The organism is Paraburkholderia sp. J94 (assembly GCF_905220285.1).
In the GTDB taxonomy this organism is placed as follows: domain Bacteria; phylum Pseudomonadota; class Gammaproteobacteria; order Burkholderiales; family Burkholderiaceae; genus Paraburkholderia; species Paraburkholderia tropica_A.
Map to the genome: position 1 here is coordinate 196,305 of NZ_CAJMZH010000005.1, position 22,727 is coordinate 219,031.

At 64.2% G+C, this 22,727-nt stretch carries 21 protein-coding genes; 6 read left to right on the forward strand and 15 right to left on the reverse strand.

The window, feature by feature from the left end; translation table 11 throughout:
- Window positions 1–73: 73 nt before the first annotated feature.
- Window positions 74–403 (forward strand): DUF4148 domain-containing protein, encoded by a 330-nt coding sequence (locus U4Y88_RS12120; RefSeq protein WP_224013436.1) that lies wholly within the window; start codon window positions 74–76, stop codon window positions 401–403.
- 21 nt (window positions 404–424) lie between these two features.
- Here U4Y88_RS12120 and U4Y88_RS12125 read toward each other — a convergent pair whose 3' ends face one another.
- Both U4Y88_RS12125 and U4Y88_RS12130 read right to left on the reverse strand, forming a co-directional pair.
- Window positions 425–1,228, reverse strand: coding sequence for a transporter substrate-binding domain-containing protein (locus tag U4Y88_RS12125; RefSeq protein ID WP_224013437.1), 804 nt, complete (start codon window positions 1,226–1,228; stop codon window positions 425–427).
- Between the two features lie 171 nt (window positions 1,229–1,399).
- Complete coding sequence (locus tag U4Y88_RS12130) at window positions 1,400–1,702, reverse strand: hypothetical protein (protein ID WP_224013438.1); 303 nt, start codon at window positions 1,700–1,702, stop codon at window positions 1,400–1,402.
- A 201-nt stretch (window positions 1,703–1,903) separates the two neighbouring features.
- Between U4Y88_RS12130 and U4Y88_RS12135 the strand changes: the two genes are divergently transcribed.
- Window positions 1,904–2,269, forward strand: a complete 366-nt coding sequence (locus U4Y88_RS12135) for a DUF3175 domain-containing protein (protein WP_224013439.1) — start codon at window positions 1,904–1,906, stop codon at window positions 2,267–2,269.
- 60 nt (window positions 2,270–2,329) lie between these two features.
- On the opposite strand, the gene U4Y88_RS12140 is transcribed toward U4Y88_RS12135, so the two are convergent.
- Window positions 2,330–3,874, reverse strand: coding sequence for a methyl-accepting chemotaxis protein (locus U4Y88_RS12140; protein WP_321784139.1), 1,545 nt, complete (start codon window positions 3,872–3,874; stop codon window positions 2,330–2,332).
- Between U4Y88_RS12140 and U4Y88_RS12145 the strand changes: the two genes are divergently transcribed.
- Window positions 3,852–4,910: an alpha/beta hydrolase gene (locus U4Y88_RS12145; protein ID WP_321784141.1), complete on the forward strand. Its 1,059-nt coding sequence runs from the start codon at window positions 3,852–3,854 to the stop codon at window positions 4,908–4,910. The genes U4Y88_RS12140 and U4Y88_RS12145 overlap by 23 nt on opposite strands.
- A gap of 60 nt (window positions 4,911–4,970) precedes the next feature.
- Here U4Y88_RS12145 and U4Y88_RS12150 read toward each other — a convergent pair whose 3' ends face one another.
- Window positions 4,971–6,551 (reverse strand): methyl-accepting chemotaxis protein, encoded by a 1,581-nt coding sequence (locus U4Y88_RS12150; protein WP_321784143.1) that lies wholly within the window; start codon window positions 6,549–6,551, stop codon window positions 4,971–4,973.
- A gap of 235 nt (window positions 6,552–6,786) precedes the next feature.
- Between U4Y88_RS12150 and U4Y88_RS12155 the strand changes: the two genes are divergently transcribed.
- Window positions 6,787–7,308: a hypothetical protein gene (locus U4Y88_RS12155; protein ID WP_321784145.1), complete on the forward strand. Its 522-nt coding sequence runs from the start codon at window positions 6,787–6,789 to the stop codon at window positions 7,306–7,308.
- Here U4Y88_RS12155 and U4Y88_RS12160 read toward each other — a convergent pair.
- The 8 genes from U4Y88_RS12160 to U4Y88_RS12195 all read right to left on the reverse strand — a co-directional run bounded on the left by U4Y88_RS12160 (window position 7,271) and on the right by U4Y88_RS12195 (window position 16,176).
- Window positions 7,271–8,077: a pentapeptide repeat-containing protein gene (locus U4Y88_RS12160; RefSeq protein WP_321784147.1), complete on the reverse strand. Its 807-nt coding sequence runs from the start codon at window positions 8,075–8,077 to the stop codon at window positions 7,271–7,273. The two genes, U4Y88_RS12155 and U4Y88_RS12160, sit on opposite strands and share 38 nt — an antisense overlap.
- 131 nt (window positions 8,078–8,208) lie before the next feature.
- Window positions 8,209–8,949, reverse strand: coding sequence for an SDR family oxidoreductase (locus tag U4Y88_RS12165; RefSeq protein WP_224013445.1), 741 nt, complete (start codon window positions 8,947–8,949; stop codon window positions 8,209–8,211).
- Window positions 8,949–10,103, reverse strand: coding sequence for an alkene reductase (locus tag U4Y88_RS12170; RefSeq protein ID WP_321784149.1), 1,155 nt, complete (start codon window positions 10,101–10,103; stop codon window positions 8,949–8,951). The genes U4Y88_RS12165 and U4Y88_RS12170 overlap by 1 nt, the downstream gene beginning before the upstream one ends.
- Before the next feature lie 134 nt (window positions 10,104–10,237).
- Window positions 10,238–10,930, reverse strand: a complete 693-nt coding sequence (locus tag U4Y88_RS12175) for a type 1 glutamine amidotransferase domain-containing protein (RefSeq protein WP_310632222.1) — start codon at window positions 10,928–10,930, stop codon at window positions 10,238–10,240.
- Window positions 10,931–11,046: 116 nt separating this feature from the next.
- The gene (locus U4Y88_RS12180) at window positions 11,047–11,652 is read right to left on the reverse strand and encodes a TetR/AcrR family transcriptional regulator (protein ID WP_321784151.1); all 606 of its coding nucleotides are present in this window, start codon (window positions 11,650–11,652) and stop codon (window positions 11,047–11,049) included.
- A gap of 106 nt (window positions 11,653–11,758) precedes the next feature.
- The gene (locus tag U4Y88_RS12185) at window positions 11,759–12,397 is read right to left on the reverse strand and encodes a hypothetical protein (protein WP_321784153.1); all 639 of its coding nucleotides are present in this window, start codon (window positions 12,395–12,397) and stop codon (window positions 11,759–11,761) included.
- A gap of 26 nt (window positions 12,398–12,423) precedes the next feature.
- Entirely contained in the window at window positions 12,424–13,830 is a 1,407-nt protein-coding gene (locus tag U4Y88_RS12190) for a cytochrome-c peroxidase (protein ID WP_321784155.1), read from the reverse strand.
- A gap of 144 nt (window positions 13,831–13,974) precedes the next feature.
- Window positions 13,975–16,176: an alkaline phosphatase family protein gene (locus U4Y88_RS12195; protein ID WP_310631311.1), complete on the reverse strand. Its 2,202-nt coding sequence runs from the start codon at window positions 16,174–16,176 to the stop codon at window positions 13,975–13,977.
- A 381-nt stretch (window positions 16,177–16,557) separates the two neighbouring features.
- On the opposite strand from U4Y88_RS12195, the gene U4Y88_RS12200 reads away from it, so the two are divergent.
- Both U4Y88_RS12200 and U4Y88_RS12205 read left to right on the forward strand, forming a co-directional pair.
- Entirely contained in the window at window positions 16,558–17,535 is a 978-nt protein-coding gene (locus tag U4Y88_RS12200) for a 2OG-Fe(II) oxygenase (protein WP_321784157.1), read from the forward strand.
- A 215-nt stretch (window positions 17,536–17,750) separates the two neighbouring features.
- On the forward strand, window positions 17,751–18,746 hold the full coding sequence (locus U4Y88_RS12205; RefSeq protein WP_321784159.1) for a hypothetical protein: 996 nt from the start codon (window positions 17,751–17,753) through the stop codon (window positions 18,744–18,746).
- A 100-nt stretch (window positions 18,747–18,846) separates the two neighbouring features.
- Here U4Y88_RS12205 and U4Y88_RS12210 read toward each other — a convergent pair whose 3' ends face one another.
- The 3 genes from U4Y88_RS12210 to U4Y88_RS12220 all read right to left on the reverse strand — a co-directional run bounded on the left by U4Y88_RS12210 (window position 18,847) and on the right by U4Y88_RS12220 (window position 22,718).
- On the reverse strand, window positions 18,847–20,862 hold the full coding sequence (locus U4Y88_RS12210) for a polysaccharide lyase family protein (RefSeq protein WP_321784161.1): 2,016 nt from the start codon (window positions 20,860–20,862) through the stop codon (window positions 18,847–18,849).
- A 57-nt stretch (window positions 20,863–20,919) separates the two neighbouring features.
- The gene (locus tag U4Y88_RS12215) at window positions 20,920–21,660 is read right to left on the reverse strand and encodes a DUF6250 domain-containing protein (RefSeq protein ID WP_321784163.1); all 741 of its coding nucleotides are present in this window, start codon (window positions 21,658–21,660) and stop codon (window positions 20,920–20,922) included.
- 110 nt (window positions 21,661–21,770) lie between these two features.
- Entirely contained in the window at window positions 21,771–22,718 is a 948-nt protein-coding gene (locus tag U4Y88_RS12220; protein ID WP_321784515.1) for a FecR family protein, read from the reverse strand.
- Window positions 22,719–22,727 lie beyond the last annotated feature (9 nt).

A 22,727-nucleotide genomic window follows, 5' to 3' on the forward strand; every position in this document is an offset into this window, starting at 1 on the left:
CCGGTGCAGTCTCCTTTGCACCGGCCGGACATCTTCTTCCTGCCGAATTCCCCATCATCCTCAGGAGTTCGAAATGAAGCCCTACCGCACACTCATCGTTTCGCTGTCCGCGCTCGCCTGTGTCGGCGTATCGGCCAGCGCCTCCGCTCAAGCCCTCACGCGCGAACAGGTTCGCGAACAACTGATCGAAGCGCAGGCCAACGGCTCGCGCTTCGTCACCGACGCTTCGTATCCCGATGTGAGCCCGGTCTTCGCTCAACAGGTCGCACATAGCCCGACCGCGAGCCCGGCCGCGCAACCGAGCGGCATGGGCGCGCCCATGCAAGGCACAAGCGACACCGGCGCGCCGCAGACCGTCTGCGTCGGGCCGATGAGCTTCTGCAATCTCTATACGGGCGGTTGATTGCCGATCAGGGCGGCGCGCTTATTGCGCAATCGGCACGGTCACATCGCTGCCGAACCAATGCATCGAGATTTTCTTGAGCGTGCCGTCCTGCTTCAATTGCGTCAGCGCGTCGTTAATTGCTTTCTCGAACTTCGGATTGTTCTTGCGGAACGGAATGCCCATTTCCTGATTCGCGCCCTTGAGCACCGCGCCGGGACGCAGCGGCAAATGCGAAGTCTTGATCATGTACGGCAACATCAAACGGTCGTCGATCGTAGCGTCGATCCGTTTGGCCGCCAGATCGCGCAATTTCTCCGGCGCGCCGGGATAAGTCTGCACGTTGATGCCGGGCACGGCGCGCGCCATCTGATCGTAATTCGTGCCGAGCGTCACGCCGAGTTTCTTGTCGCCCTTGAATTCGTCGAGCGCTTTGAAGTCGCGTTTATCGTCGGCGCGTTGAATCAATTGCGCCGCCGAATAGGTATAGGGCTGACTGAAATCCACCGCCTGCTGACGTTGCGGCGTGATGGTCACCTGATTGACGATCACGTCGAATTTACCCGCCTGCAGCGCCGCGATAATGCCGCTCCATTCGGTGGGAACGAATTCCGGTTTGACGCCGAGTTTCGCCGCCACCGCCTTTGCGATATCGACGTCGAAGCCTTCGAGCTGCCCTTCGCTGTTACGCGAATCGAATGGCGGATAGGTGCCTTCGAGCCCGACCTTGAGCACGCCCGACTGCTTCACGCTATCGAGCAGATCTTCCGCATGCGCGGACACCGACACCGCGCCCCATGCCGAGGCGGCCAGCACACCCGTGAACAGCAGCTTCGCGATCTTCATTCGACGTCTCCTCGTTACCGGCTGATTCGTTATACGAAAATCGAATGCACCATGATTCACGACGAACATCTACGACTCAAATCAGGCACGCGATGGCGATGCGGCCCGGTTTCGCCCAAGCATACTACGAACCCGAACACGCGTCGGCGCGATTGAGCGAAGCGCGATTTTTTAGTATTCGCCGTATGCGGCCATCACGATCCACATGGCGCGGTCGTCGTTGCAGACTTCGACGGCCAATGCATACGGATCCTCCGGGCTGCACGCGACCTGAAGCGCCTTGCGCGCCTTCTCCGCGTTGTCGTAACACTGATCCGACAACGCGCGGACTTCGTCACGGCCCTCAAACATCTTCTGATTCATGCGATAGACAAGCGGTTCGCTTTTCCATGCAACGAAGCATTCGCGCACGTGACGAAAATCGCCGCGGCAAATATTGACCTGGTAATGCGGGCGGTTGGAATGGGCGTTCATGATTCACTTCCTCCTTGCAACTGGCGCTGTGCCTGCATGAATTCCCTGACGCTTCGACGCACGCCTGCACAGTTCGATCAATACGATGCATACACCATGCCCGCTCCTGCGAACGCGCAAAACGTCGAAAAGAACGGGCGCAGCAAGGCACCGGAATTGCGCGCACTGTGCGCAATCCCCCCAAGTTCATGGTGATTCTCTATGGCAACCCGCCCTCATTCCTCGACGCGCCGCAAAGGCAACCGCCCGGCCCGCCAACGCCACGCGCGCGCCGCCAATCGCACTGGCAATGCTACGCAGCGCTGGTCGAAACACGTCAACGAAACCAGCGACGCCATGGATATCGAATCGGGCGTGTTTAAAAGCGGCAATGCCGAAGAAATCGCCCAGTCGCTCAAGGCGTCGTCACTGCATAGCCGCCGGCGCAAAGGAACGCCTTATCAATCCGCGATGTCGATGCTGAACTTCTACATCAATCGCGCAGGCCGCAATTTGCCGAAAACGCGCAAGGAAACGCTGCAAAAAGCGAAGGGTAAATTGCGCGAGGCTTTTGGGCGCAAACCGTAATCGGCAACGGGGAATTGCCGCGTCTGCACCCAGATATCAATCAGCAAGATTAAACGCGATTCAAACCGCAAACACCCCAACCGCGCCCTGCAAGCGCACCGCCTGCTCATCGAGCGCGTGCGCGGCGGCGGCCGCCTCTTCCACGAGCGCGGCGTTTTGCTGCGTGACCTGATCCATCTGCGCGATGGCCTGATTGACCTGTTCGAGTCCGCGGCTTTGTTCGTTCGATGCCTGCGCGATGGTCTCGAACACGTCTTTCGCGGTCGCGATATCGGCGCGCAAACGCGTCATCGTCGCGCCGACATCATGCGCGCGCGTCACGCCGCCCGAGATCGACGTCGTCGATTGCTCGATCAACTCCTTGATCTCTTTCGCGGCCGTCGACGAGCGCTGCGCGAGCGAGCGCACTTCCGATGCAACCACCGCGAAGCCGCGCCCTTCCGTGCCCGCGCGCGCCGCCTCGACTGCCGCGTTGAGCGCGAGAATATTGGTCTGGAATGCAATGCCTTCGATGATCGCGGTAATCGACGCGATCTTTTCCGCGCTGCCCGACGCCTCGTTCATCGTCTCGATCATTTGCAACGACATCGCATTGCCCGCATTCACGGCGTCCATCGCGCGCACGATCACTTCGCACGCGTGGCGCGCGTTGTCGGCGTTCTGGCGCACGGCCTCGGTGAGTTCATGCGTGGTCGCCGAGGTTTCTTCGAGCGCCGCCGCCTGCTGCTCGGTGCGCGACGACAAATCCGTGTTGCCCGCCGCGATCTGCGAGGCGCCCACCTTCACGGCTTCCACGCCTTGCGTGACCGAACCGACGATCGTCTGCAACGATGTCTGCATCGCATCCATCGCCGCGAGCAGTCGGCCGGTTTCGTCGGTGCGATCGCGTTCGATGCGGCTGTCGAGACGGCCGGCGGCAATCGCCTGTGCAGTGTCGACCGCGCGCGCGAGCGGATCGCGAATCGCCTTGACGAGCCAGCGCCCCGCGAGGCCCGCGCACAACACCGCGAGCGCGGCGGCCAGCGCAACGCTCACATAGATCGTGTGGCGCAGCGCCGCGAGTTCCGCGGTGCGCGTGTCGATGCGCTGGCTCTCGGCCTTGTCGAGCGCATCGACGGCGGCAATCATGTCGCCCGTGCCCAGATAGCTGCCGAAGCTTTCGGTCAGCGCGCTCAGTTGCGCGAGCGTGGCGCTGCCCTCGTTCACGTGCGTGCGCATCGCGAGCATCGGATCGACGACCTTCGTTTCCCACGCGTCGTACTGCGCGACGGCCGTATCGATGAGCTGATTGCGCTCCGTGTCCGCCGGATCGAGCGCCTTGATCGCGGCCATGCGCGTGCGGAAATCGCCGATGTGATCGACCTTCCACTTCATATGGCCGGGCTGGCCGTCGAGGTTATAGGCGAGCAGCGCCCAGATGATGTTCAGATAATCGGCGTTCGCATCTTTCACGAGCCGCTGCGCCTGCACCGACACGGCGTTTTGCTGCTGCTTCTGATCGATGGCGTTGAGGCCGTACCAGCACACGGCCGAGCTCACGAGAAACACGGCGATAACGACGCAGAACGCCGAGGTCAACTTCTTGCCGATCGAAAGGTTCTGCATCTTCATGTTCAGGTTGGAATCGAAACCGGCCGCGAGCCTTGGCTCACGGGCAATCAAAATCGTAATACGGTATACCAACCAGAATTCGCCGACAAGCGCTTTCGTGACGAGCGCGCGAAGGTGTGGCGTGGAAATTGGGGCGGAATATCGCCGGGGCTTCGAGTGTTGTCGTCGGATCAGCCAGGAGATTGCCATGCACGCTGCCATCCGCCACAGCACGGTCACAACGTCACACGGTTCGATTGCGTTTCAGGAAAGCGGCGCGGGCGCGCGCGCCGTGTTGTTTATCCACGGCAATTCGTCGTGCAGCGAGGTTTTCAGGCAGCAGTTACGCGGACGGCTCGCACACGGGCGACGCCTGATCGCGCTCGACCTGCCCGGACACGGTCTATCGAGCAACGCGCCCGATCCGTCGCGCACCTACACGCGCGGCGGTTTCGCGGATGCCGCGGTCGAACTGCTGCAAACACTCGATATCGCCGAAGCGGTGGTGGTCGGCTGGTCGCTCGGCGGGCATATCGGCATCGACATGCTCACGCGCTATACGGGCATGCGCGGGCTGATGATCGTCGGGACGCCGCCGGTCGGCCGCGACACGATGCGCGAAGGCTTCATGGGATTGCCGCAAGCGGGCGCAGCGGGCCGTAAAACGCTGTCCGATGCCGATATCGACGGCTTCATGCAGGCGATATTCGGCGAGTCACCCGAGCCTTTCCTGAGAGATGCCATGATTCGCTCGGATGGCCGCTTTCGCGAACATCTTTTTCAGGCCATGCGCGCCGACGATTACGCCGATCAACGCGTGCTGGTCAAAAACAGCGCCGTGCCCATTGCGGTGCTGAACGGCGCCGACGACAAGATCATCAATCTCGACTACCTCGATCGCGTGGCATTTCGCAATCTCTGGGAGGCGCGCTGCCATCGGCTGCCCGACGCGGGACACGCGCCGTTCTGGCAGCAAGCGGCGCATTTCGATAGCGTGCTCGAACGCTTTCTCGACGATGTGGAATCGGGACGCGCGGCGCGCCCGATTTGAGCGCCCGCTCTCAATGTCCACGATAATTCGGCAACCTAACTTATTTGCCGGTCCGCATTCTCACCGCAACCCCGACGCCGTTTCCACCTTGAAAATCGAAACCGCCGCGCGCAGCGTTTCGGCCTGATCGGCCATCGCCTGCGCGGCGGCGCTCGCCTGTTCGACGAGCGCGGCGTTCTGTTGCGTGACTTCGTCCATCTGGGTCACGGCGGTGTTGACCTGCTCGATGCCCGTCGTTTGCTCGACCGAAGCGGACGTGATCTCGCCCATGATGTCGGTCACGCGCTGCACCGAGCGCACGACCTCGTGCATGGTTTGCCCCGCGTCCTGCACGAGCGCCGACCCGGTCCGCACATGAGAGACCGACGTTTCGATCAGCTCCTTGATCTCTTTCGCCGCGCCGGCGCTGCGCTGCGCGAGCGCGCGCACTTCGCCCGCCACGACCGCGAATCCGCGCCCTTCCTCGCCCGCGCGCGCCGCTTCGACGGCGGCATTGAGCGCGAGAATATTGGTCTGAAATGCAATCCCTTCGATGACCGAAATAATCTCGACGACCCTCGAAGAACTCGACGAAATATCCTCCATCGTGCTGACGACGCGGCGCACCACATCGCCGCCCGACGTCGCCGTCTGCGAGGCGGTGCCCGCCAGCGTGCTGCCCTGGCGCGCGTTGTCGGTGTTCGCTTTCACGGTCGACGTCAACTCTTCCATGCTCGCGGCGGTCTGTTCGAGCGAGGCGGCCTGTTCTTCCGTGCGCTGCGAGAGATCGAGATTGCCCTGCGCGATCTCCCCCGCCGCCGACGCAATCGATTCCGCCGAAGCCTTGATGTCGGTGACGATGCGGGTCAGCTGCGCGCGCATCGCTTCGAGCGAGGCCATCAGGCTGCGGTCGTCGCCCTGCGTCAACGTAATCGGCACGAGCAGATTGCCCGCCGCGATCTGCCCGGCGATGTGCTGCGCCTCGCTGGGCTCGCCGCCCAACTGACGCAGCACGCTGCGCGTCAGTACCACCGCCGTGACGATCGCCACGAGGACTGCCAGCGCGACCAGCGCGCCGACCAGCATGCGGATGCTCGCATAAGTCGCAATCGCTTCCTTGTGCGACCTGGCGTTCTGCTCGTCCGCCTGCTCCGCGAGCGCGACGGCCTTGGCGAGCCACACGCGCTGAGGCGGCCGCGCTTCGTGCATGATCGTGCGGGTCGCGCCCGCGATATCGCTGGCGAGCGCGAGGTCGATCGCCTTGTTCATCGGCGGGACGGCTTGCGCTTCGAGTTGATCGACTTCGGCCAGCAGCTTGCGCTCGGTGTCGCCCGTGGCGGGTTCCTGCTGGAACATCTCGCGCAGCTGCCGCGACGCATCGGCGTAAATGCGATCCTGTTTGCGGATGCGCTCGACTTCGGCGAGCAGATCCTGGTGGCTCTCCAGGAATGCGAGGTTGCGCACCGCGATCGCACGGTCCTGAATCGACGACTTCAATACATTGGCGAGGCGCGATTCGGTATTGTTGACGCGCGCGATCTCGTCGAGCCGGCTATTCAGTTGCGAAAGGCCGTAGAACGCCACGCCGGCCACGCCGAGCAGCAGGAAGGTCAGCAAGGAAAAACCCGCAATCAAACGCGTCGACAACTTCGTATTCTTCATAGGCCTCCCTGGGCAGATGCGCGTCACGCAGATGTGCTGAATACGTCTGTGGTTACGGCATGGCGTCGGGCTTCTGAAGGGTTTTCGAAAGCTCTTTTTCTAATATGATTCGCGCAAAGGTTTGCGCGCTGCTTCAGCCCGCGCTTAAGATTCAGACAGCCAATAAAATAGTGCCGGAATCGGCGGTAAGACATCGGATGGGTGTCCGCGCTTTTGCGAGGAGAAATCGACTTTCATGAGTGCCCAACATGAATCGGCAAAACGGTCTTTTGCGCGGATCCAGTTCGGCTGGCTGGGCTACATGATTTACTCGGCGGCGTGCGCTTACGCGCTGATGCTGGCGTTCGATCCGCTGGTCACACAAACGTTGGCGGTCAACTTTCGCGGCGACCATGCCGCCCCGCCGATGACGCGCGTTCATTGGATCGGAGCGGGGCTCGCGGTGTGTGTCTATTTCGCGGGCGCGGTCTACGCCGGTTGTATCGAGCGCACCGGCGCATGGCGGTTGAAGCGCGAGGCAATCGTCGCGGCGCTGAGCGTCACGACGGTGTTGCGCGGAATCGCTCTGTTCCTGCTTCCGATCGTCGCGACGATCGCCACCGGCGCGGCACTCATCGCGGCGGGTCTGCATGGCGCTACGCTATTCATCGTGCCAATCGGCGCCCTACTCGCGAACTGGTTGTGCTTTATCGCCGTGGCATGGTTTCGCCCGTCGCGACTCACATCACACGAACGCCGCAATCGCCGATCAACATGACCGCCTGATCGACAGAAAGAATCGTGCCTTTCAGATGCTGCTGGACGTCCGACAAACGCAGACCGCTGAGGTCGACCTGGCGCAGATCGGCACCGTCGAAACGCGTATTCAGCAGACGCACGTTGCCAAGACTGCCGCCGTCGAACACGGCGTCGCGGAAGTCGCAATCCGCCAGATCGGCATCGGAGAAATTCAGTTTCTCGAGTGTTTGTTTGCGAAACGACAGTCCCCGGAGCGTAGCGCCCACGAGCAGCGATTCATGGAAACTCAGGCCCAATGCGCGAGTATCGATGAAACGCGCGCCCGTCAATTTCACTTCGGTGAACAGGGTCGAGCCGAGTTTGGCGCCGGTCCAATCGGTATTATTCAAATCGCTGCGGATGAATCGCGCATCGCCCGCATTCGAATAACGGAAGCTCGCCGACGCGCCTTTGCAGCCGACCCATCGCGTTCGCGACAAATCGCTGTGTTCGAAACGGGTCTGGCCGATATGGCATTGAGCGAATCGCGCCGCGCGAAAATCCAGATTGGAAAGATCCTCGCCTTCGAAATCGCAGCGCTCGAAAGTCGGTTCGTCGCCGGCCGCTCGCAGTGCGCGAGCCAACTCGTCGCGCGTGAAGCTCATTTCGGTGAACACCTCGCCGTTGCCGGCCGACGGGTCGTTTGCGTGATTGCGCATCGGTACACATCCCATTCGCGAGGAGCGCGCATGGAAACCACGGTGCGCCCCCTCGACTTGTGAAAGTAAGGTTGACGCCGCGGCATGCATAGAACCCCTCATGGGGCGCAGGAGATACCAACCTGCCACTCTATTTTCGGCGAGACGAATTCTACCGCCCGCGCGATCCGCTTCGCAACGGCAAGCGCACGAATTGCATGCGAATCACGCGGGCGTGGCGACTAGAATTCCTGACGCGTCGGCCGAATCACGATCTCGTTGATATCGACGTCCGCCGGTTGTTCGATGGCGAACGCGATCGCACGCGCCACCGATTCGGCGGGCACGGCCTGCTTGTAAAAGTCGAGCACGGTTTGCTGCGCGGTGCCCGTTGTGCTGTGTTTCAGCTCGCTATCGACGGCGCCGGGTTCAATCGACGTCACGCGAATATTCTCGCCCACTTCCTGGCGCAGCCCTTCGGAAATCGCGCGCACCGCGAACTTGGTGCCCGAATACACCGTGCCGCCCGGCGCAAAAACCTTGATGCCCGCCACCGAACTGAGATTGATGAAATGGCCGCTTTGCTGTTGCAGGAAACGCGGCAGCGCGGCGGCAATACCGTATAGCGTGCCTTTGATGTTCACGTCGATCATCGCGTCCCATTCGTCGGTGTTCACCTCCGCCATCGGACGGATCGGCATCAGCCCCGCATTGTTGATCAGCACGTCGAGACGCCCGAAGTCGGTCACGACCGCCGCCACCACGCGCTCCACCTGTGCCTTGTCGGTGACGTCGAGCGCATAGGCTTTCGCGCGTCCGCCTGCGGATTCGATTTCCGCGACCAGTTCGTCGAGCCGATCCGTGCGGCGCGCGGCGACGGCCACGTGCGCGCCCTGCGCCGCGAGATGACGCGCGGTCACCGCGCCGATGCCACTGCTCGCGCCGGTAATCAGCACGACCTTGCTTTCAATGTTCTTGCTCATCACAGAACCTCTTCGGTAGCGATACGTTGGGATTCACTGTAGGTCGGATAATCGGTCAAGCCTTTTTCTGTGCCGCCATACAGCGTGGCGGCGTCGACTGCGTTCAGCGGCCAGCCGTTTGCAATGCGCGCGGGCAAATCGGGGTTCGCAATAAAAGGACGGCCGAATGCAATCAGATCCGCGAGGCCGCTTGCCAACAGCCGCGCACCACGTTCAGCCGTATAGCGCCCCGCATAGAGAATGCGGCCGCGGAATGTCTCGCGCACGGCGCGGCGGAAATCTTCCGGCAGCTCGGGCGCGTTGTCCCAATCGGCTTCCGCAATCGAGAGATACGCCACGCCGACTTCATCGAGAATCTTGATGGCTTCGATATAGGTGCGATGCGGATCGTCCTCGACGAGACCGATATACACGCGGTCCTCATCGGTACCGGCGAACAGCGGCGCGAAGCGCACGCCCAATCGGCCCGGACCGACGACTTTCGCCACCGCCTCGACGACTTCACGCAGAAAGCGTAGACGGTTTTGCAGCGAGCCGCCGTATTCGTCGTCGCGCTGATTCGAATGCGCCGAAATAAACTGATTGACGAGATAACCGTTGGCCGCGTGAATTTCCACGCCGTCGAAACCGGCGGCGAGCGCGTTGCGCGCGGCCTGCGCATAAAACTCGAAGATTTCGCCGATCTCTGCCGTGGTCAGCGCACGCGGCACCGGGGGCGCGACCAGCGTGCCCGTGTCGGGGCCGGTTGCAATGAAAGCCTTCGCTTGCTTCGCCTGAATCGCCGAGGGCGCGACCGGCGCCGTGCCGTCCGGCTGGAGCGCGTTGTGCGACACGCGGCCCACGTGCCAGAGTTGCGCGAACATGATGCCGTCCGCTTCGTGCACGGCGTCGGTAACCTTGCGCCAGCCCGCGATCTGCGCCTCGCTGTAGATGCCCGGCGTCCACGCATAGCCCTGCCCGCGCGGCTCGATCTGCGTGCCTTCGCTCACGATCAGCCCGGCGCTCGCACGCTGACGATAGTAGTCGGCCATCAGGTCGGTCGCGACGTCGCCATCGCGCGCGCTGCGCTGACGCGTGAGCGGCGGCAGCACGATGCGATTCTTGAGTCGATACGGTCCGAGCGTTGCGGATTCAAACAATTCGGAGTGCTGCATAACTAGTCCTTGAAACGTGTTGCGAGAGGGAGCGGGCGACATCGCCCGCACCGCGTAATATTCATGTTGTCGATGACATCGACCGAGCCCTGTGCCGGGCTCTTGTTTTTAGCGCAGGCTTTTAGTGCCTGTTTTTAGCGCTTACCAGCAAGCGCCGGATGCGCGAGCAACTCGACGGCAGCCGGACCCGAAGACGCCGGATTCTGGCCAGTGATCAACACGCCGTCGGTCACGACATAGACAGCCCAATCGTCGAGCTTCGAATAGATACCGCCCTTCGCCTTCAGTTCGTCCTCGACGAGGAACGGCACGACGTCGGTCAGGCCCACGGCCTCTTCCTCGGTATTCGTGAAGCCGGTCACCTTGCGGCCTTCGACGAGCGGACGGCCATCCGGCGTCTTCGCGTGACGCAGCACGCCCGGCGCGTGGCACACGAGCGCCGTGGGCTTGCCGGCCGCGTGGAAAGACTGGATCAGCGCGATCGAAACCGGGTCTTCGGCCAGATCCCAGAGCGGGCCGTGGCCGCCCGGATAAAAGACCGCGTCGAAGTCGTCGTGCGAGACGCTGTCGAGACGCACGGTGGCGGCGAGCTGCGCCTTCGCGACGGCATCGGCCTGGAAGCGATGCGTCAGTTCGGTCTGGAACGCCGGCTCGTCGCTTTTCGGGTCGAGCGGCGGCTGGCCGCCCTGCGGCGACGCGAGGACGATTTGCGCGCCCGCGTCCTGGAACGCGTAATAAGGCGCCGCGAGTTCTTCGAGCCAGAAGCCCGTCTTGCGGCCGGTGTTGCCCAGTTGATCGTGCGAGGTCAGAACCATCAGGACTTTCATGTTGCTTCTCCGTCGAGCGAGGCAATGCGCCCCATATAGTAGACCGGTCGTCTAGTAACCGGGCCTAAAAAAGGCACTTCCACCGAAGTGCCTGGAAAAAATCCGTTGCTACGCGTTCAGGACGGCAAATGCAGCGTCCGCCGCGTGGTGTCGAGCGCGACCTCGAAAGGCTGCAGATTGCGCACGATCTTGACCATCACGCTGGAGCCGAGCCAAAGCTGATACAGGCTTTGCGCGACGACGCGCGGTTCCGCGTCGACCGCGAGCGAGCCTTCAGCGACGCCCGCCTCGATGGCGCCCGCCAGCCGCGCGACGACACCGGCCGTGCCGCGATTGAGCGTCGCCCGCATGGGCTCGGACATATCGGCCACCTCCGCGCCCAGCTTCACGGCGAGGCATTTGCCCTGGCAGTCGAAAAACGACTGCGTTTCGCGCCAGGTTTGCCAGTACTGCATCAGCCGTGCGGCCATGGTCATGCCGGGCAGGCTCAAGGTTGTGTCGAGTTCGGCGAGATAATCCTCGAAATAGCTGTCGAGCAAGGCCACGCCGAACGCGTCTTTCGACGCAAAGTAATAGTAGAACGACCCCTTCGGCACGCCCGCCGCGGCGAGAATCTCGCTCAGGCCCACCGCCGCAAAGCCTTTCGCGCCGATGATGCTCTGCCCGATCGCGATGATTTTCTCGCGAACGTCAGCGGTTTCCGGGGTGAGGGTCGTTTCCATGGGTCGAACTATGGCACATAGTCGACCGGTCGTCTAGTAAATTTTTCGACGCGAAAATTGAGCGCAGCGTTCACCGCCCAGGCGACGAACGCTTCGCTAAGCACACTCAAAGCGGATGCCAACCGTCATCACCCGCCACGAGCATCTGCTTCAACTCCAGCGAACCGCTCCCGTTGACGACACGCGCGAGCACGGGAAACGCGCCCTGCACCGCCGCATCGCGCGCCCACGGCGCCGGGTCGAGCGTGTAGGTGTAACGCACCGTGGTGACGAGATGCGCCGGGTCCTCCTCGCTCTTGTGCGGCGCGTCCCAGCCAGCGACTTTCGCCAGACGCACATGGCCGTAGCAGAGATCGGGCTGCGCCGCGTCCGCGCCGCGAGCGGCCGTGTGCGGATGCGCGTTGAACAGCGCCTTGCCCTTCGCGGTCAGATCGTATCGACGCGCTTTCACGGTTTCATCGGCGCCATCGCGTCGATGCAGCTTCATCTCCGCGTCGACATGCTCGACGAGTCCCGCATGTTCGAGCGCGGGCATCTGGATGCCGTCGCGCAGACGCCCGGCGGCGGGCACATCGGGCACATCGACCGGCCAGCTATGACGGCCGATGCACAAATCGCCGTGCGCTTCGAAATGCTGCTCCAGCGCGGCGCTGAAATTCGCTTGATTGGCGGCGTCGCGCGAATGGCAGCCGCCGAGCGCGAGTGTTGCCGCCGCGATCATCGTGGTGAGAAAAACAGTTTTCATCGCTATTTTCAAGGGGTTTTATCCGATCACTGCACTTGCGGCTTATGAGCCGCGGGATCGTTGATCGCGTTCGCCACGCTATGCATATGCGCGCCATCGGCATCGGCATGCGCGGGCGGCACGTAGCCATCGTTGAGCGTCTTGAGGAACACGATCAGATCGCGCATTTCGTCGTCGGTCATCGGCGGACGGCTGCCGGCGCGGCGCAGATCCAGCGGCATCTGCTTGTCGATATTCGCGCGGTATTTCGCGGGCAGATCGTCGAATTTATTCACCCGTCCATGCGAATCACGCGGATACCACTTCTCCGGTTCGGTGTCGCGCGTGTTGTAGAAACGCACGACGTCTTCCAGCGAAGTGAATACGCCGTTATGCATGAACACGTGGCGCGTGGCGACGTTGCGCAGCACCGGCGTCTTGAACATGCCGCACGTCGCGCTCGCGCCTTTGTCCTTGCCCGGACGATGATCGGTGCGCAACGGGCCGCACAGGCCGAGATCGACATACTTCGGATCGGCGTTCGCGGGAATCGCCTTGTTGCGCGGCACGCCAATCGCGTTGAACGAGTAATCGCTGGTGATGTCCTGACTGCCGTCGTTGCCGCCGCCGATCAAATGACACGCCACGCAATTGCCCTTGTTCGGATCGAGGAACACGCGCAGGCCGTGCATTTCGGCATCGGTCAGCGCGCCGCCGACCTTGTTGTTGCGATAGCGGTCGAACTTGCTGCTATACGGATGGAAGCTGCGGTCCTCGACCTGATACGCCTGCAAGGCCGCGCCGACCAGCGCGAACGCTCGGTCCGTGTCGTCGAAGACGTTCGCGCCATAGGCCGCGCGGAACTGATCCGCGTAAGCGCCCTCGCGCACGGCGTCCACCACCGCCGCCTTGCTCGGCGCGGCCATTTCGTTCGGCGCGAGCAGCGGAATGGCCGCCTGCTCGGCGATCGTATTGGCGCGGCCGTCCCAGGTCAGGCCGCCGCCGGGTCCAGGATCGCTGATCATGTCGGGATTCTGGAACGTGTCCGAATACGGGTTCGTATAGTCCTTGTACATCAGCGTCGGCACGGCGCGCGTGCCGGGCTGCAGGCCGTCGCGGCCGCCCAGTTGCACGGCCAGATCGTTGGCGGGCGCATACGCGTGCTGGGGATCGTGACAGGTCGCGCAGGACATTTTCCGCGAGCCCGACAACGCCGGATCGAAGAACAGTTTCGCGCCGACTTGCGCGGCGGGCGACAGCGGCGAAGCGGGCGCGAGCGGCACTTCGGCCTTGACCGGCACGATGGTCCTGGTTGCCGTGGCCGCTGTGGCGGTGGCGGTGGCGGAACCGGATGGCGCTGCGGGCTTGCAGGCGGCAAGAGCAACAGCGAGCGCGGCTGCCGTGAAGCCGGCAGCGAGCAGGGTTTGGCGCATGATGATGACGGTGATCGCCAATCATTCGGATTCCAGATCAATCGCAGATGGCGAGGATCGGAGTCGCCGATGACCGGCATGACATTCTGAAAGCACGGACAAAACCGAAGCGCCCCGCTTTCGCGCGGGCGCTTCGGCTGCCGTGGACGGACCGTGTGTCCGGCCTTAGGACTTGATCGCCCAGATGCTGGTCTGCGTGGCGTCCGGTCCGGTGGCCGTGTTGTTGCCGCTGCCGACCGAGCCGCTGCCGCTGACACCCTTCGTGTTGCCGCCCGACTGGAGATCGCCGGCCTGCGTCACGTACTTGTGGTTCATCGGCCGCACCGAGTCGAAGTGCGTGTTGGCGCTGCCCGAGTACTCGGCCAGATTCGCGAGGTTATCGGCGATGAACTTCTCGGTGTACTTCGAGCGGTTCATATACGACGTCGCCACGCCCGGATCGGCCAGTGCGAACATGTCCTGCATCGTGCGCACGAACGAGAAGTGGCTATACGAATCGGAATCGACGATCTGCTTCGGTGCCTTGGGCTGATTCGTCAGCAGCGAGAAAATCGTCGGGCCGTCGCCCTTGTTGCCGCCGCTGTACTTCGGAATCGCCGTGGTGATGCCCTCGCCCAGCGGCGCGCCGCTGGTGGTGCCGCCGCCCACGTTCCAGCCGCAGCACGACGAGCTGCCGTAGAAGCTCGTGCCTTCGTCGAACAGCATGACGATGGCCGCGCGCCGGTTGGTGTTCTTCCAGATCGGCGAGGCCTCGATCTTGTCCACGAGGTACTTGGCGTAGGCGTCGCCGCGCGAGATTTCCGTCGACTTGCAGGTGCTCACGCCGTGAATATCGTCGCACTGGTCGGGCACGATGTAGTTCAGCGCGCCGATGTCGCCACTCTGAAGATCGTCCTCGAACTGATGCGTGTTCCAGGTGATCTTGTTGGCCGTCGCGTAAGCCGCGATCGACGTATCCCACTGGCCGCCGCCCACCGAGCGCGACAGGTTCTTGAAGAAGTCCGGGCGGTTGCGCACGTCGTCGAAGTTCACAGCCGGATGATGCTTGGTCTTGTAGAGACCGGCGGGCATCGTCTCGGTCGCGCCCGAGACCGAGTTCGTGCCCGAGATGGAAGCGTTGGCGACGCCATCCACGCGCGGATCCTGGCCGGGGTTCATCGACTCGCTGTACACGCGCGTGCCGAGGCCCGCGTTATACATCGCGCTGAACATGTTGCGGCGGCCCTTGATGTTGTGGACCTTCGTGTCGGCGTTACACGCCGTCACCGGCACGTAGACATCGCTCGGCTGATTCGCCGTGTCGCCTGCGGGCAGACAGTTCCAAGCGTTGTCGTCGGCCACGCCCCAGTCGTCGGCGCTCGCGAGCGAGATGTAGTTCGGCTCGCTCGGATTGCCGGTCGAGAAGTAATTCGCGGCCTTGTTGCCTTCCGTGTGCAGATACTTGTAGAAGTTCGGATATGACGGATCGTCGATCGTCTGGTTGCTGTGATTCTCGAAGATCACGACGAACAGGTGGTCGTAGCGCGGAATGCCTTCGGGATTGAACGCGGCGTCCTGCGCGGCCTTCACCGTCGTGACCGGATCGGTCGTGACGTCGCTCACATAGCCGCGATCGAGGATCTTCGAAGCGAGCGTGTAGCGGCTCGCCAGCGCGTTCGCTTCGGCCAGCAGCGCGGTGCTGCCGCTGCCGGTGCTGGACAGCGCGCCCACCACGTCGTCGGCCTTGACGGTCACGTCCGTCGTGCCGCCCGTGAAGCTCAGGCGGCCCGCGATGGCGCTGCGCGCGTCGTCGTAGCTCAGTTGCTCGGCTTCGGTCAGGCGCACGACTTCGGTCGTCAGCGGGCTGATGACCACGTCGCCGCCCGCGCTGGCCTGATCGGCCGCGCTGCGCAGCACCATCCTGCTCGCGACGTTTTTGGTGCCGGCGCTCGGGTCGGTGTAGGTCGCGTCGGTGTCGATCACGGCCACGAGTTTCGTGCTCGACGCGGCGAGCGTGAAGCGGCCGCTGCTGTCGGTGCGCGTGGAGACTTCACCCTGGTCGCAGACGCCGTTGTTGTTCGTGTCGGCGCAGACCGTCGCGTTCGCATACGTGATGGGCACGAAGGTCTGGTCGACGCCATCGCCCGTGCTGCTTTTCGCGTAGTCGACGCCCGATGCGGACGAATTGGCGACGCCGCCCGGATTCTTGATCGTCGCGCCGCTGACCACGCCGCTGAGCGTTTGCTGCGCGCCGCTCTGGTCGTTGCCCGACGCGTTGTTGGCGTTGTTGTTGCCGTTGCCGCCGCAGGCCGCGAGCATGGCGGCCGTGGCGAAAGCGGTGAGCAGCGGGACGAAAGTCGGGGGATTGCCTCGGATTCTCTGGTGCATTCTCATTGTTCTGTATCGCCGGCGCGTCGCGGCGTTTCAATGGTTGTCGTTGTGCGCCGCGCCGACAGGCATACTCCGCGCCCGCGAGGCGGCGCAAGCCACCACACGGAATGTCTCCCGGCCGACGGCACCCGTGGGTCGCTGTCGATCATTTGCAGCAGCCGGGATGCTAGGCAGGAGATGTGACTATTTAATTACTAAATAACAAAAACATTCGATATAGCTTTCGCGTACCGAAAAAGATGAAATGACATCGAAACTGGTTGCGAATACAACTGCAAGGAAGCGATACTTGCAGCCCCGTTGCAGCCCCGTTGCGACCCCGCGCGCTGAGTGCAGCGTCACATGCATCGGCAAACCACGCGCATTCGCCCATTCACCATGAACGTTATTTCGCCGACCGCTTCCGCCCGTTCGTCGTCGCATTCATCGCCCGAACCTACCGCATCGCCACGGCAGCTCGCCACGCTGCACTTCTCCGCCGAGTTGCGCGACTGGATTCTCGATGCCTTGCGTCGCGGCGCCGATCCCGATGCGCTCGTGCAGGCGCTCGCCTCGCGTCAGTTCGATCCGCAGATGGCGCGCGAACTCGTGCTCGCATTCGCGCGCGTGCTGCGCGAAGGCTTGCCGATTCCCGAAGGGCAAATCACGGTTGAACGCGAAGCGCCCGCTCAGGCCGTTCGCGCAGTTCACGACGCGGGACGCCTGCCGCGCGCATCGGTGCTATCGGGCGGCGACCGCGAGATCCGCGTGTTGTCGCGTATCGAGCAACCGCTCATTGCCGTGCTCGAAGGCGTGCTGAGCCACGCCGAATGCGATGCGCTGATCGATGCCGCGCGGCCGCGTCTCACGCCATCGACGATCGTCGATCCGCGCACGGGCGAGGCCATTACATCGGCGGATCGCAGCAGCCTCGGCATGTTTTTCCGTCTGGCGGAAACGCCCTGGCTCGCGATGATCGACAAGCGCGTATCGGCGCTCATGCAGATGCCGATGGAAAATGGCGAAGGGCTGCAAGTCCTGAATTACGCGCCCGGTGCGCAAAGCCGTCCGCATTTCGATTTTCTGATTCCGTCGAATGCGGCCAATCAGGCGTCGATTGCGCGCAGCGGCCAGCGCGTCAGCACGCTCGTGATCTATTTGAACGATGTCGAATCGGGCGGCGAAACCATATTCCCGGAAATCGGTTTATCGGTCGTGCCGCGCAAGGGCAATGCCGTCTATTTCGAGTATTGCGACGGCAACGGCCAACTCGATGGCAAAACGCGCCACGCCGCCGCGCAAGTGCTGCGCGGAGAAAAATGGGTCGCCACGAAATGGATGCGCGAGCGGCGGTTTATTGCGGCGGGTGAAATCTGATGCGAACACGCGACACACGGTCTGTTTCCGCGATGGACGTTGTCCAACTCTTCAGAAGAATCGGAATGCAAGCACGACCAGTTTGAAGCCGTGTATTTCGCGCAGTCATTTCGCACCCCAGATCCCGCGGCACGCTTTCTGCTGACCGGTCAGCGACACGCGCGGTGCCGGGTACCTCGCCCGGCGCCACGCTCCAACCGGACAGGGGAGGCGTCATGGACGAAACAGGCCGACTGGATGCGCGATTCGCCGCCGAGCGCGCCGTGCAAGCCACCGAAGTGCGCGACGAACTCGCAACACGCGACGGCATACGCGGACGCTCCGCCGTTTCGTGGTCCGCCGTCGTGGCGGGCGCCGTCGCGATGGCCGCGTTCGCGCTGATCCTGCTCATGCTCGGCACCGGGCTCGGGTTGTCGTCGCTGTCGCCGTGGCCGGGCAGCGGCGCGCACGCGAAAGCCTTCGGCTTCGCCGCCATCGTGTGGATCTGCGTCACGCAGATCCTGTCGGCGGGTCTGGGCGGCTATCTCGCGGGACGCCTGCGGCGGCATTGGCCCGGCGTTGGCGTCGACGAAACCCACTTTCGCGATACCGCGCACGGCTTCCTCGCCTGGGCGCTCGCCACCTTGCTGACCGCGTTCGCGCTCACATCGGCGCTCTCGGGCCTCGCGCGCGAAGGCGTGAGCGTGGCGGCGGCGCACGAAAGCGCATCGGGCGGCGCGCCGCTCGCGAGCGGATTGTCGACGCTCGATCGCGGCAATGCACTCGCCGCGTATCGAAGCTGGCCGATGGGTTACATGATCGACGGCTTGCTTCGTCCTGTTGCGGGTGCGCCTTCATCGTCCACACAAAACCCCGCGCAAAGCGCCGATGCCGCGCTCACTAACGTCGAGCAAAAACAGGAAATCGCGCGCATTTTCCTCAACAGCCTGCCCGCGAAGGGCGCGCTCTCGCCCGAGGACAGCGACTACGTCGCGGCCATCGTCGCGCAACGCACGGGCCTCGCGCCCGCCGATGCGCGCGCCCGCGTGACGACGACCTGGGCGCGCTTGCAGGACAAGGCGAGCCAGCTCGACAACGCCGCGCGCGCGGCCGCCGATGCGGCGCGCAAGGCCACCATCCACGTCACGCTGTGGCTGTTCGTTTCGCTGCTGCTGGGCGCGTTCGTCGCCAGTCTGATGGCGACGGTCGGCGCCCGCCTGCGTGAATGGTGACGACCGGCAACGGCATCGCGACGACCTACTTTTTCGAAACGCCAGGAGACTGACATGCGCTCGATTCTTCTTTATCTGCTCGGTGTGCCGATTCCGATCATCATTCTGATTGCGCTGTTCTGGCATTGAATGACGACTGGCGCGTCGCGGCGCCGCCGCTATCGACGTCGAGCCGCAGCGCGTCGTACATCACCTGGCCCGGCGTCGTGTTGGCAGGCACGCGCTGATCGCTGCCCGCGAGCGTGAACCGCGCATACGGCACGCCATCGGCGTGAAAGAGGCTCACCGTGTTCTCGCCCGCCTTCAGCAGCGCCGCGTCGAACACGATCGCGCGCACGTTATACGGCGAATCCTGCGCGCTGCCGCGATAGCCCGCCGTCCCCGTCTTGGGCAGCCGGATTTGCGCGACTTCGGTGCCGTTGACGGCCACGCGCAGATCGGTGAGCGTTTTGCCCTGAGCGGGCTGCGCCGAGGCAAAGCCGATCGTCAGCGTGGCCTTGCCCGTGCGCGCGCGATCGAGCGCGAAGTGAATGCGCCAGTCGGGACGCGCGGCGTAGACGGTCCATTGCGCGTAATTCCAGTCGCGCGCCGCGTCGCTCTTGCCGATCGTGAAATCGACGTCGTGCGGAAATTGCTGCGCATAGCGGCGGAACATCTGATAGTTGCGCGCGTCGTCGCCGTTGCGGAATTCGGCGGCCGAGCGGTCGAAGCGGCCGATCTGCCATAGACGCTCGCCCTTTTCTTCGGCCGGCCACGCGATCGCGCCCAGATCGAGACGCTGGTCCGCGCTCACGCGCACGCGGCGCACCACGAGATCTTCGGGCTGATCCGTGCCGCTCACGTGCAGGTCGTAGACGCCCGGAATCACGTGGCGCAGATCGAAGCGGCCCGCGTCGTCGAGCGCGCTCCAGAATGCGTAGCCCTTGTTCTGCGCGCTCCACGGCACATCCGGGTCGGAGAGAATCGCCCACGCGTGCGTGGCGGGCGTCGGTTTTTCGCCCGCCAGATTCACGCTGCCGCTCACCTCGCCGCGCGCCTGCTGATAGGCGGGTGAATCGACCCACGTGTATGGCCAGGCCGCCACTTCCTGGGCGTGCGCGCGTTCGGCGTCGGCCCAGAGCGCGGCGGGACCGTCGGCGCGATTGGTGTAGACGAGGAACGGCCCGTAGACCTTGCGCCAGTCCTCGCCGTCCTTGAGCACGACCGGCGACGCGCCGAAATGCACCGACTGCAATACGCGCAGCAGCACGTTGTCGTGCAGCGTCTGCCCCTGCTTGACCGGGCCGCCGTTGTGATACTCGGGACTCGCCTCGATCATCCACAGACCGCGCTGCGCGCCCACATAGCCGTACACCGGCACCTGCGACCAGAACACGGAATTCATGTACTTGGTCTTGATGGTGCCGTCGTCGAGCTGGAAGGTCGCGTCGCTGAGTTCGCGGCTGATCGAGCCCTGCGGAATCGGCACGAATTTGCCGTCGCCCACGGCCCAGTGATCGAAGGTGCCGTCCATCACCGTCTTCACGACGAAGCGGTTCTGATAGAACGTCGCCGCCGGTTGATCCGCGCCGTGATGCACTTCGGCCTGTGCGTAAAAGCCGCTGTGACCGCGCAGCAGCGTGTAGCGCACGTCGATATCGAACGGGAACACAGGCGTCGGGCGCGAACGCACGCTGATTTCGGCACGCTCGGGCGTATCGGCGACCACGCTCACGCGTGCCTCGCCCGGCCGCATGCGGAAGTAGCCCTTCTTCTCTTCCTTGTAACCGGGCGGCACGACCGCGACATCGGCGTTCGCGTCCCAGTACATCGCCTTCTCGGGATCGTTCTCGAAGTCGTCGCCATGCGCCTCGTAGGCCGCGCGCTGCGCGGTCACGCCGAGGTCGTGCCAGCCCGTGGCGTCATGTTGACGGATCGAGGCGAGGTAGCCGTCGTCGCGTTCGACGCGGATCTGCACGATGCCGTTGTCGAGCGTGAACGTGCTGGCGTCCTCGCTCACGGTGACGGGCGCGTCGGCGGCGTGCGCCGTCGCGGCGCACAGCGCGAGCGCGGCGAACAGCGGGGAAAAGCGCAGGCTTGCGCTACGTGGGCGGAAAGAAAGCGGGAATCTCGTCATCGGCTTCGAAGAGTGAAGTTCAGTGGCTGGGCGCGGCGCGCTCAAGGCGTCAAGGCGTCAAGGCAGCGCGCGGATGGTGAAATCGCGGATGGTCTGGCGCGAGGCCGTCGAGCGAAAGCCGAACCAGCCCGCTTCGGGCAGCGGCGGCGAGGCCGCGAAATACGGCTTGCCGTCGAGATAGAAACGCGTGCCGCGCCCGTCGACCACGATGCGCACGCGGTACGCGTGATTCGCGCGCAGCAGCCGCGACGGCGACGTGTATTGCGCGAGCAAGGGACGCGCGCTCGTGCCGTCGTAATGGCGAAAACGCGTCGTGGTATTGCCGTTGCCGCCGACGCCCGCGTAGAACAGATCGAGCGCGTCGTAATCCTCGAAGCGTCCCGAGCCGCCGAACGGCGCGATGCGCCCGTTCGAGCCACGCGCGCTCGCCAGCCAGAACTGGTTCAGGTCGGAGACGCGGTCGTGCGGGCCGCCCGCATCGAGCACGGTGCGCGTGTAGGCGATCTCGTAGTGGCCCGTGAGCCAGCGGTCGAGCCACACGGTCAGGCCGCGCGCGCTGTCGAGCACGAGCGCGTGTTTGTCGGTGTAAACGGGCGGCGGATGCAAATGCGAGCGAACGCTCGCTTTCGCCGATGGCGCGGAATCCGACGCAGGCTCGGCCTCGACGATCCAGCGCCGCGCGTCGAACGACGCGAAGTCGTCGCGAAAGATCGTGCGCGGCGCGGCATGAAGCGGCAGGGCCGCAAGCAGTGTCAGCGCGGCTGGCAGCACGCGCATGGCGAAGAGAGATCGGCGCACGTCGAGGGTTCCGTCACGTTGCATCGGTTGTCGGGACAGCCGCGCGAGCGGCTCCTGCCCACCTTGTGCAACGAAACGCGCGAAGCGTCAGCGCGCGCGACAAAAAATCGCTAGCTGAACACGCTCACATAGCGGCCCACGCGCGTGAGATCGACCGGCGCGCTCTCCGCGACCTGCGTGAGCGCACGCGGAATGTCGTCGAGCAGGAACACGCCGCTCACGCGCACCTCGCGCGCCCCGCCCGTCACGCGGATCACGCCCGGTTCATAACGGTTGAAGACATCGACGAGCGCATCGAGCGAGAGATTGTCGGCGACGAAGATGCCGCGCGTCCACGCGCTCACCAGATCGAAGGGCTGCGCGAGACGGCGCGCGCCGTCCGCCGAAAACGCGAAGCTCTCGCCCGCCGCCACACGCAGCGCCGCGCGGCCCGGCTGCACGATAACGGCCTCGCCCTTGCCGACCGACACCACGCTATGCCGATAGATGCGCCCGACGTTGAGCACGCCGCCCTCGCTGCGCACCGCGCCATGCTCGGTTTCGATGCTGCGCACGAGGCCCGCGTGCGAGGGCCGCATGCTCACGAGCACCTGCCCCGCCGAGACGCGCAGCACGCGGTCGCCGCCCGCCGCGCCGCGATCGGCACGATAGACGCGGCTGCCCGCGTCGATCGTCATGCGCGAGCCGTCCGCGAGACTCACGGTGCGCCGCTCGCCGATGGCGCTCTGCCAGTCGGCGTCGAGCCCGAGCCGGTGCACGCCCTCGCGCAACGCAACGCCCGCGAACGCCAGCGCGAGGCCGCCGAAGCCCGCGCGCAGCAGCTTGCGGCGCTGCGCCGACGGCACCCGCAGCGCCTCGGCCGCCGCCGCGCGTTCAGCCGCGCCGCCGGGCCGCATGCGCGTGAGCCGCGCCTGCAATGCCGCCCACGCGCGGCCATTCGCCTCCTCGCGATGCCAGGCTTCGAACGCGGCGAGTTCGCGTGCATCGAGTTCGCCTTCGCGCAGGCGCACTTCCCATTCGATGGCGCTGCGTGCACTGCCCGCCTCGCGACCCTGCATCACGCGCGC

What these genes read in the sequence shown, in the direction of transcription:
- U4Y88_RS12120 (WP_224013436.1), top strand. Translation starts at nt 74, where the DNA reads ATGAAGCCCTACCGCACACTCATCGTTTCGCTGTCCGCGCTCGCCTGT.
- U4Y88_RS12125 (WP_224013437.1), bottom strand. Translation starts at nt 1,228, where the DNA reads ATGAAGATCGCGAAGCTGCTGTTCACGGGTGTGCTGGCCGCCTCGGCA.
- U4Y88_RS12130 (WP_224013438.1), bottom strand. Translation starts at nt 1,702, where the DNA reads ATGAACGCCCATTCCAACCGCCCGCATTACCAGGTCAATATTTGCCGC.
- U4Y88_RS12135 (WP_224013439.1), top strand. Translation starts at nt 1,904, where the DNA reads ATGGCAACCCGCCCTCATTCCTCGACGCGCCGCAAAGGCAACCGCCCG.
- U4Y88_RS12140 (WP_321784139.1), bottom strand. Translation starts at nt 3,874, where the DNA reads ATGCAGAACCTTTCGATCGGCAAGAAGTTGACCTCGGCGTTCTGCGTC.
- U4Y88_RS12150 (WP_321784143.1), bottom strand. Translation starts at nt 6,551, where the DNA reads ATGAAGAATACGAAGTTGTCGACGCGTTTGATTGCGGGTTTTTCCTTG.
- U4Y88_RS12155 (WP_321784145.1), top strand. Translation starts at nt 6,787, where the DNA reads ATGAGTGCCCAACATGAATCGGCAAAACGGTCTTTTGCGCGGATCCAG.
- U4Y88_RS12160 (WP_321784147.1), bottom strand. Translation starts at nt 8,077, where the DNA reads ATGCATGCCGCGGCGTCAACCTTACTTTCACAAGTCGAGGGGGCGCAC.
- U4Y88_RS12165 (WP_224013445.1), bottom strand. Translation starts at nt 8,949, where the DNA reads ATGAGCAAGAACATTGAAAGCAAGGTCGTGCTGATTACCGGCGCGAGC.
- U4Y88_RS12170 (WP_321784149.1), bottom strand. Translation starts at nt 10,103, where the DNA reads ATGCAGCACTCCGAATTGTTTGAATCCGCAACGCTCGGACCGTATCGA.
- U4Y88_RS12175 (WP_310632222.1), bottom strand. Translation starts at nt 10,930, where the DNA reads ATGAAAGTCCTGATGGTTCTGACCTCGCACGATCAACTGGGCAACACC.
- U4Y88_RS12180 (WP_321784151.1), bottom strand. Translation starts at nt 11,652, where the DNA reads ATGGAAACGACCCTCACCCCGGAAACCGCTGACGTTCGCGAGAAAATC.
- U4Y88_RS12185 (WP_321784153.1), bottom strand. Translation starts at nt 12,397, where the DNA reads ATGAAAACTGTTTTTCTCACCACGATGATCGCGGCGGCAACACTCGCG.
- U4Y88_RS12195 (WP_310631311.1), bottom strand. Translation starts at nt 16,176, where the DNA reads ATGCACCAGAGAATCCGAGGCAATCCCCCGACTTTCGTCCCGCTGCTC.
- U4Y88_RS12200 (WP_321784157.1), top strand. Translation starts at nt 16,558, where the DNA reads ATGAACGTTATTTCGCCGACCGCTTCCGCCCGTTCGTCGTCGCATTCA.
- U4Y88_RS12205 (WP_321784159.1), top strand. Translation starts at nt 17,751, where the DNA reads ATGGACGAAACAGGCCGACTGGATGCGCGATTCGCCGCCGAGCGCGCC.
- U4Y88_RS12210 (WP_321784161.1), bottom strand. Translation starts at nt 20,862, where the DNA reads ATGACGAGATTCCCGCTTTCTTTCCGCCCACGTAGCGCAAGCCTGCGC.
- U4Y88_RS12220 (WP_321784515.1), bottom strand. Translation starts at nt 22,718, where the DNA reads ATGCAGGGTCGCGAGGCGGGCAGTGCACGCAGCGCCATCGAATGGGAA.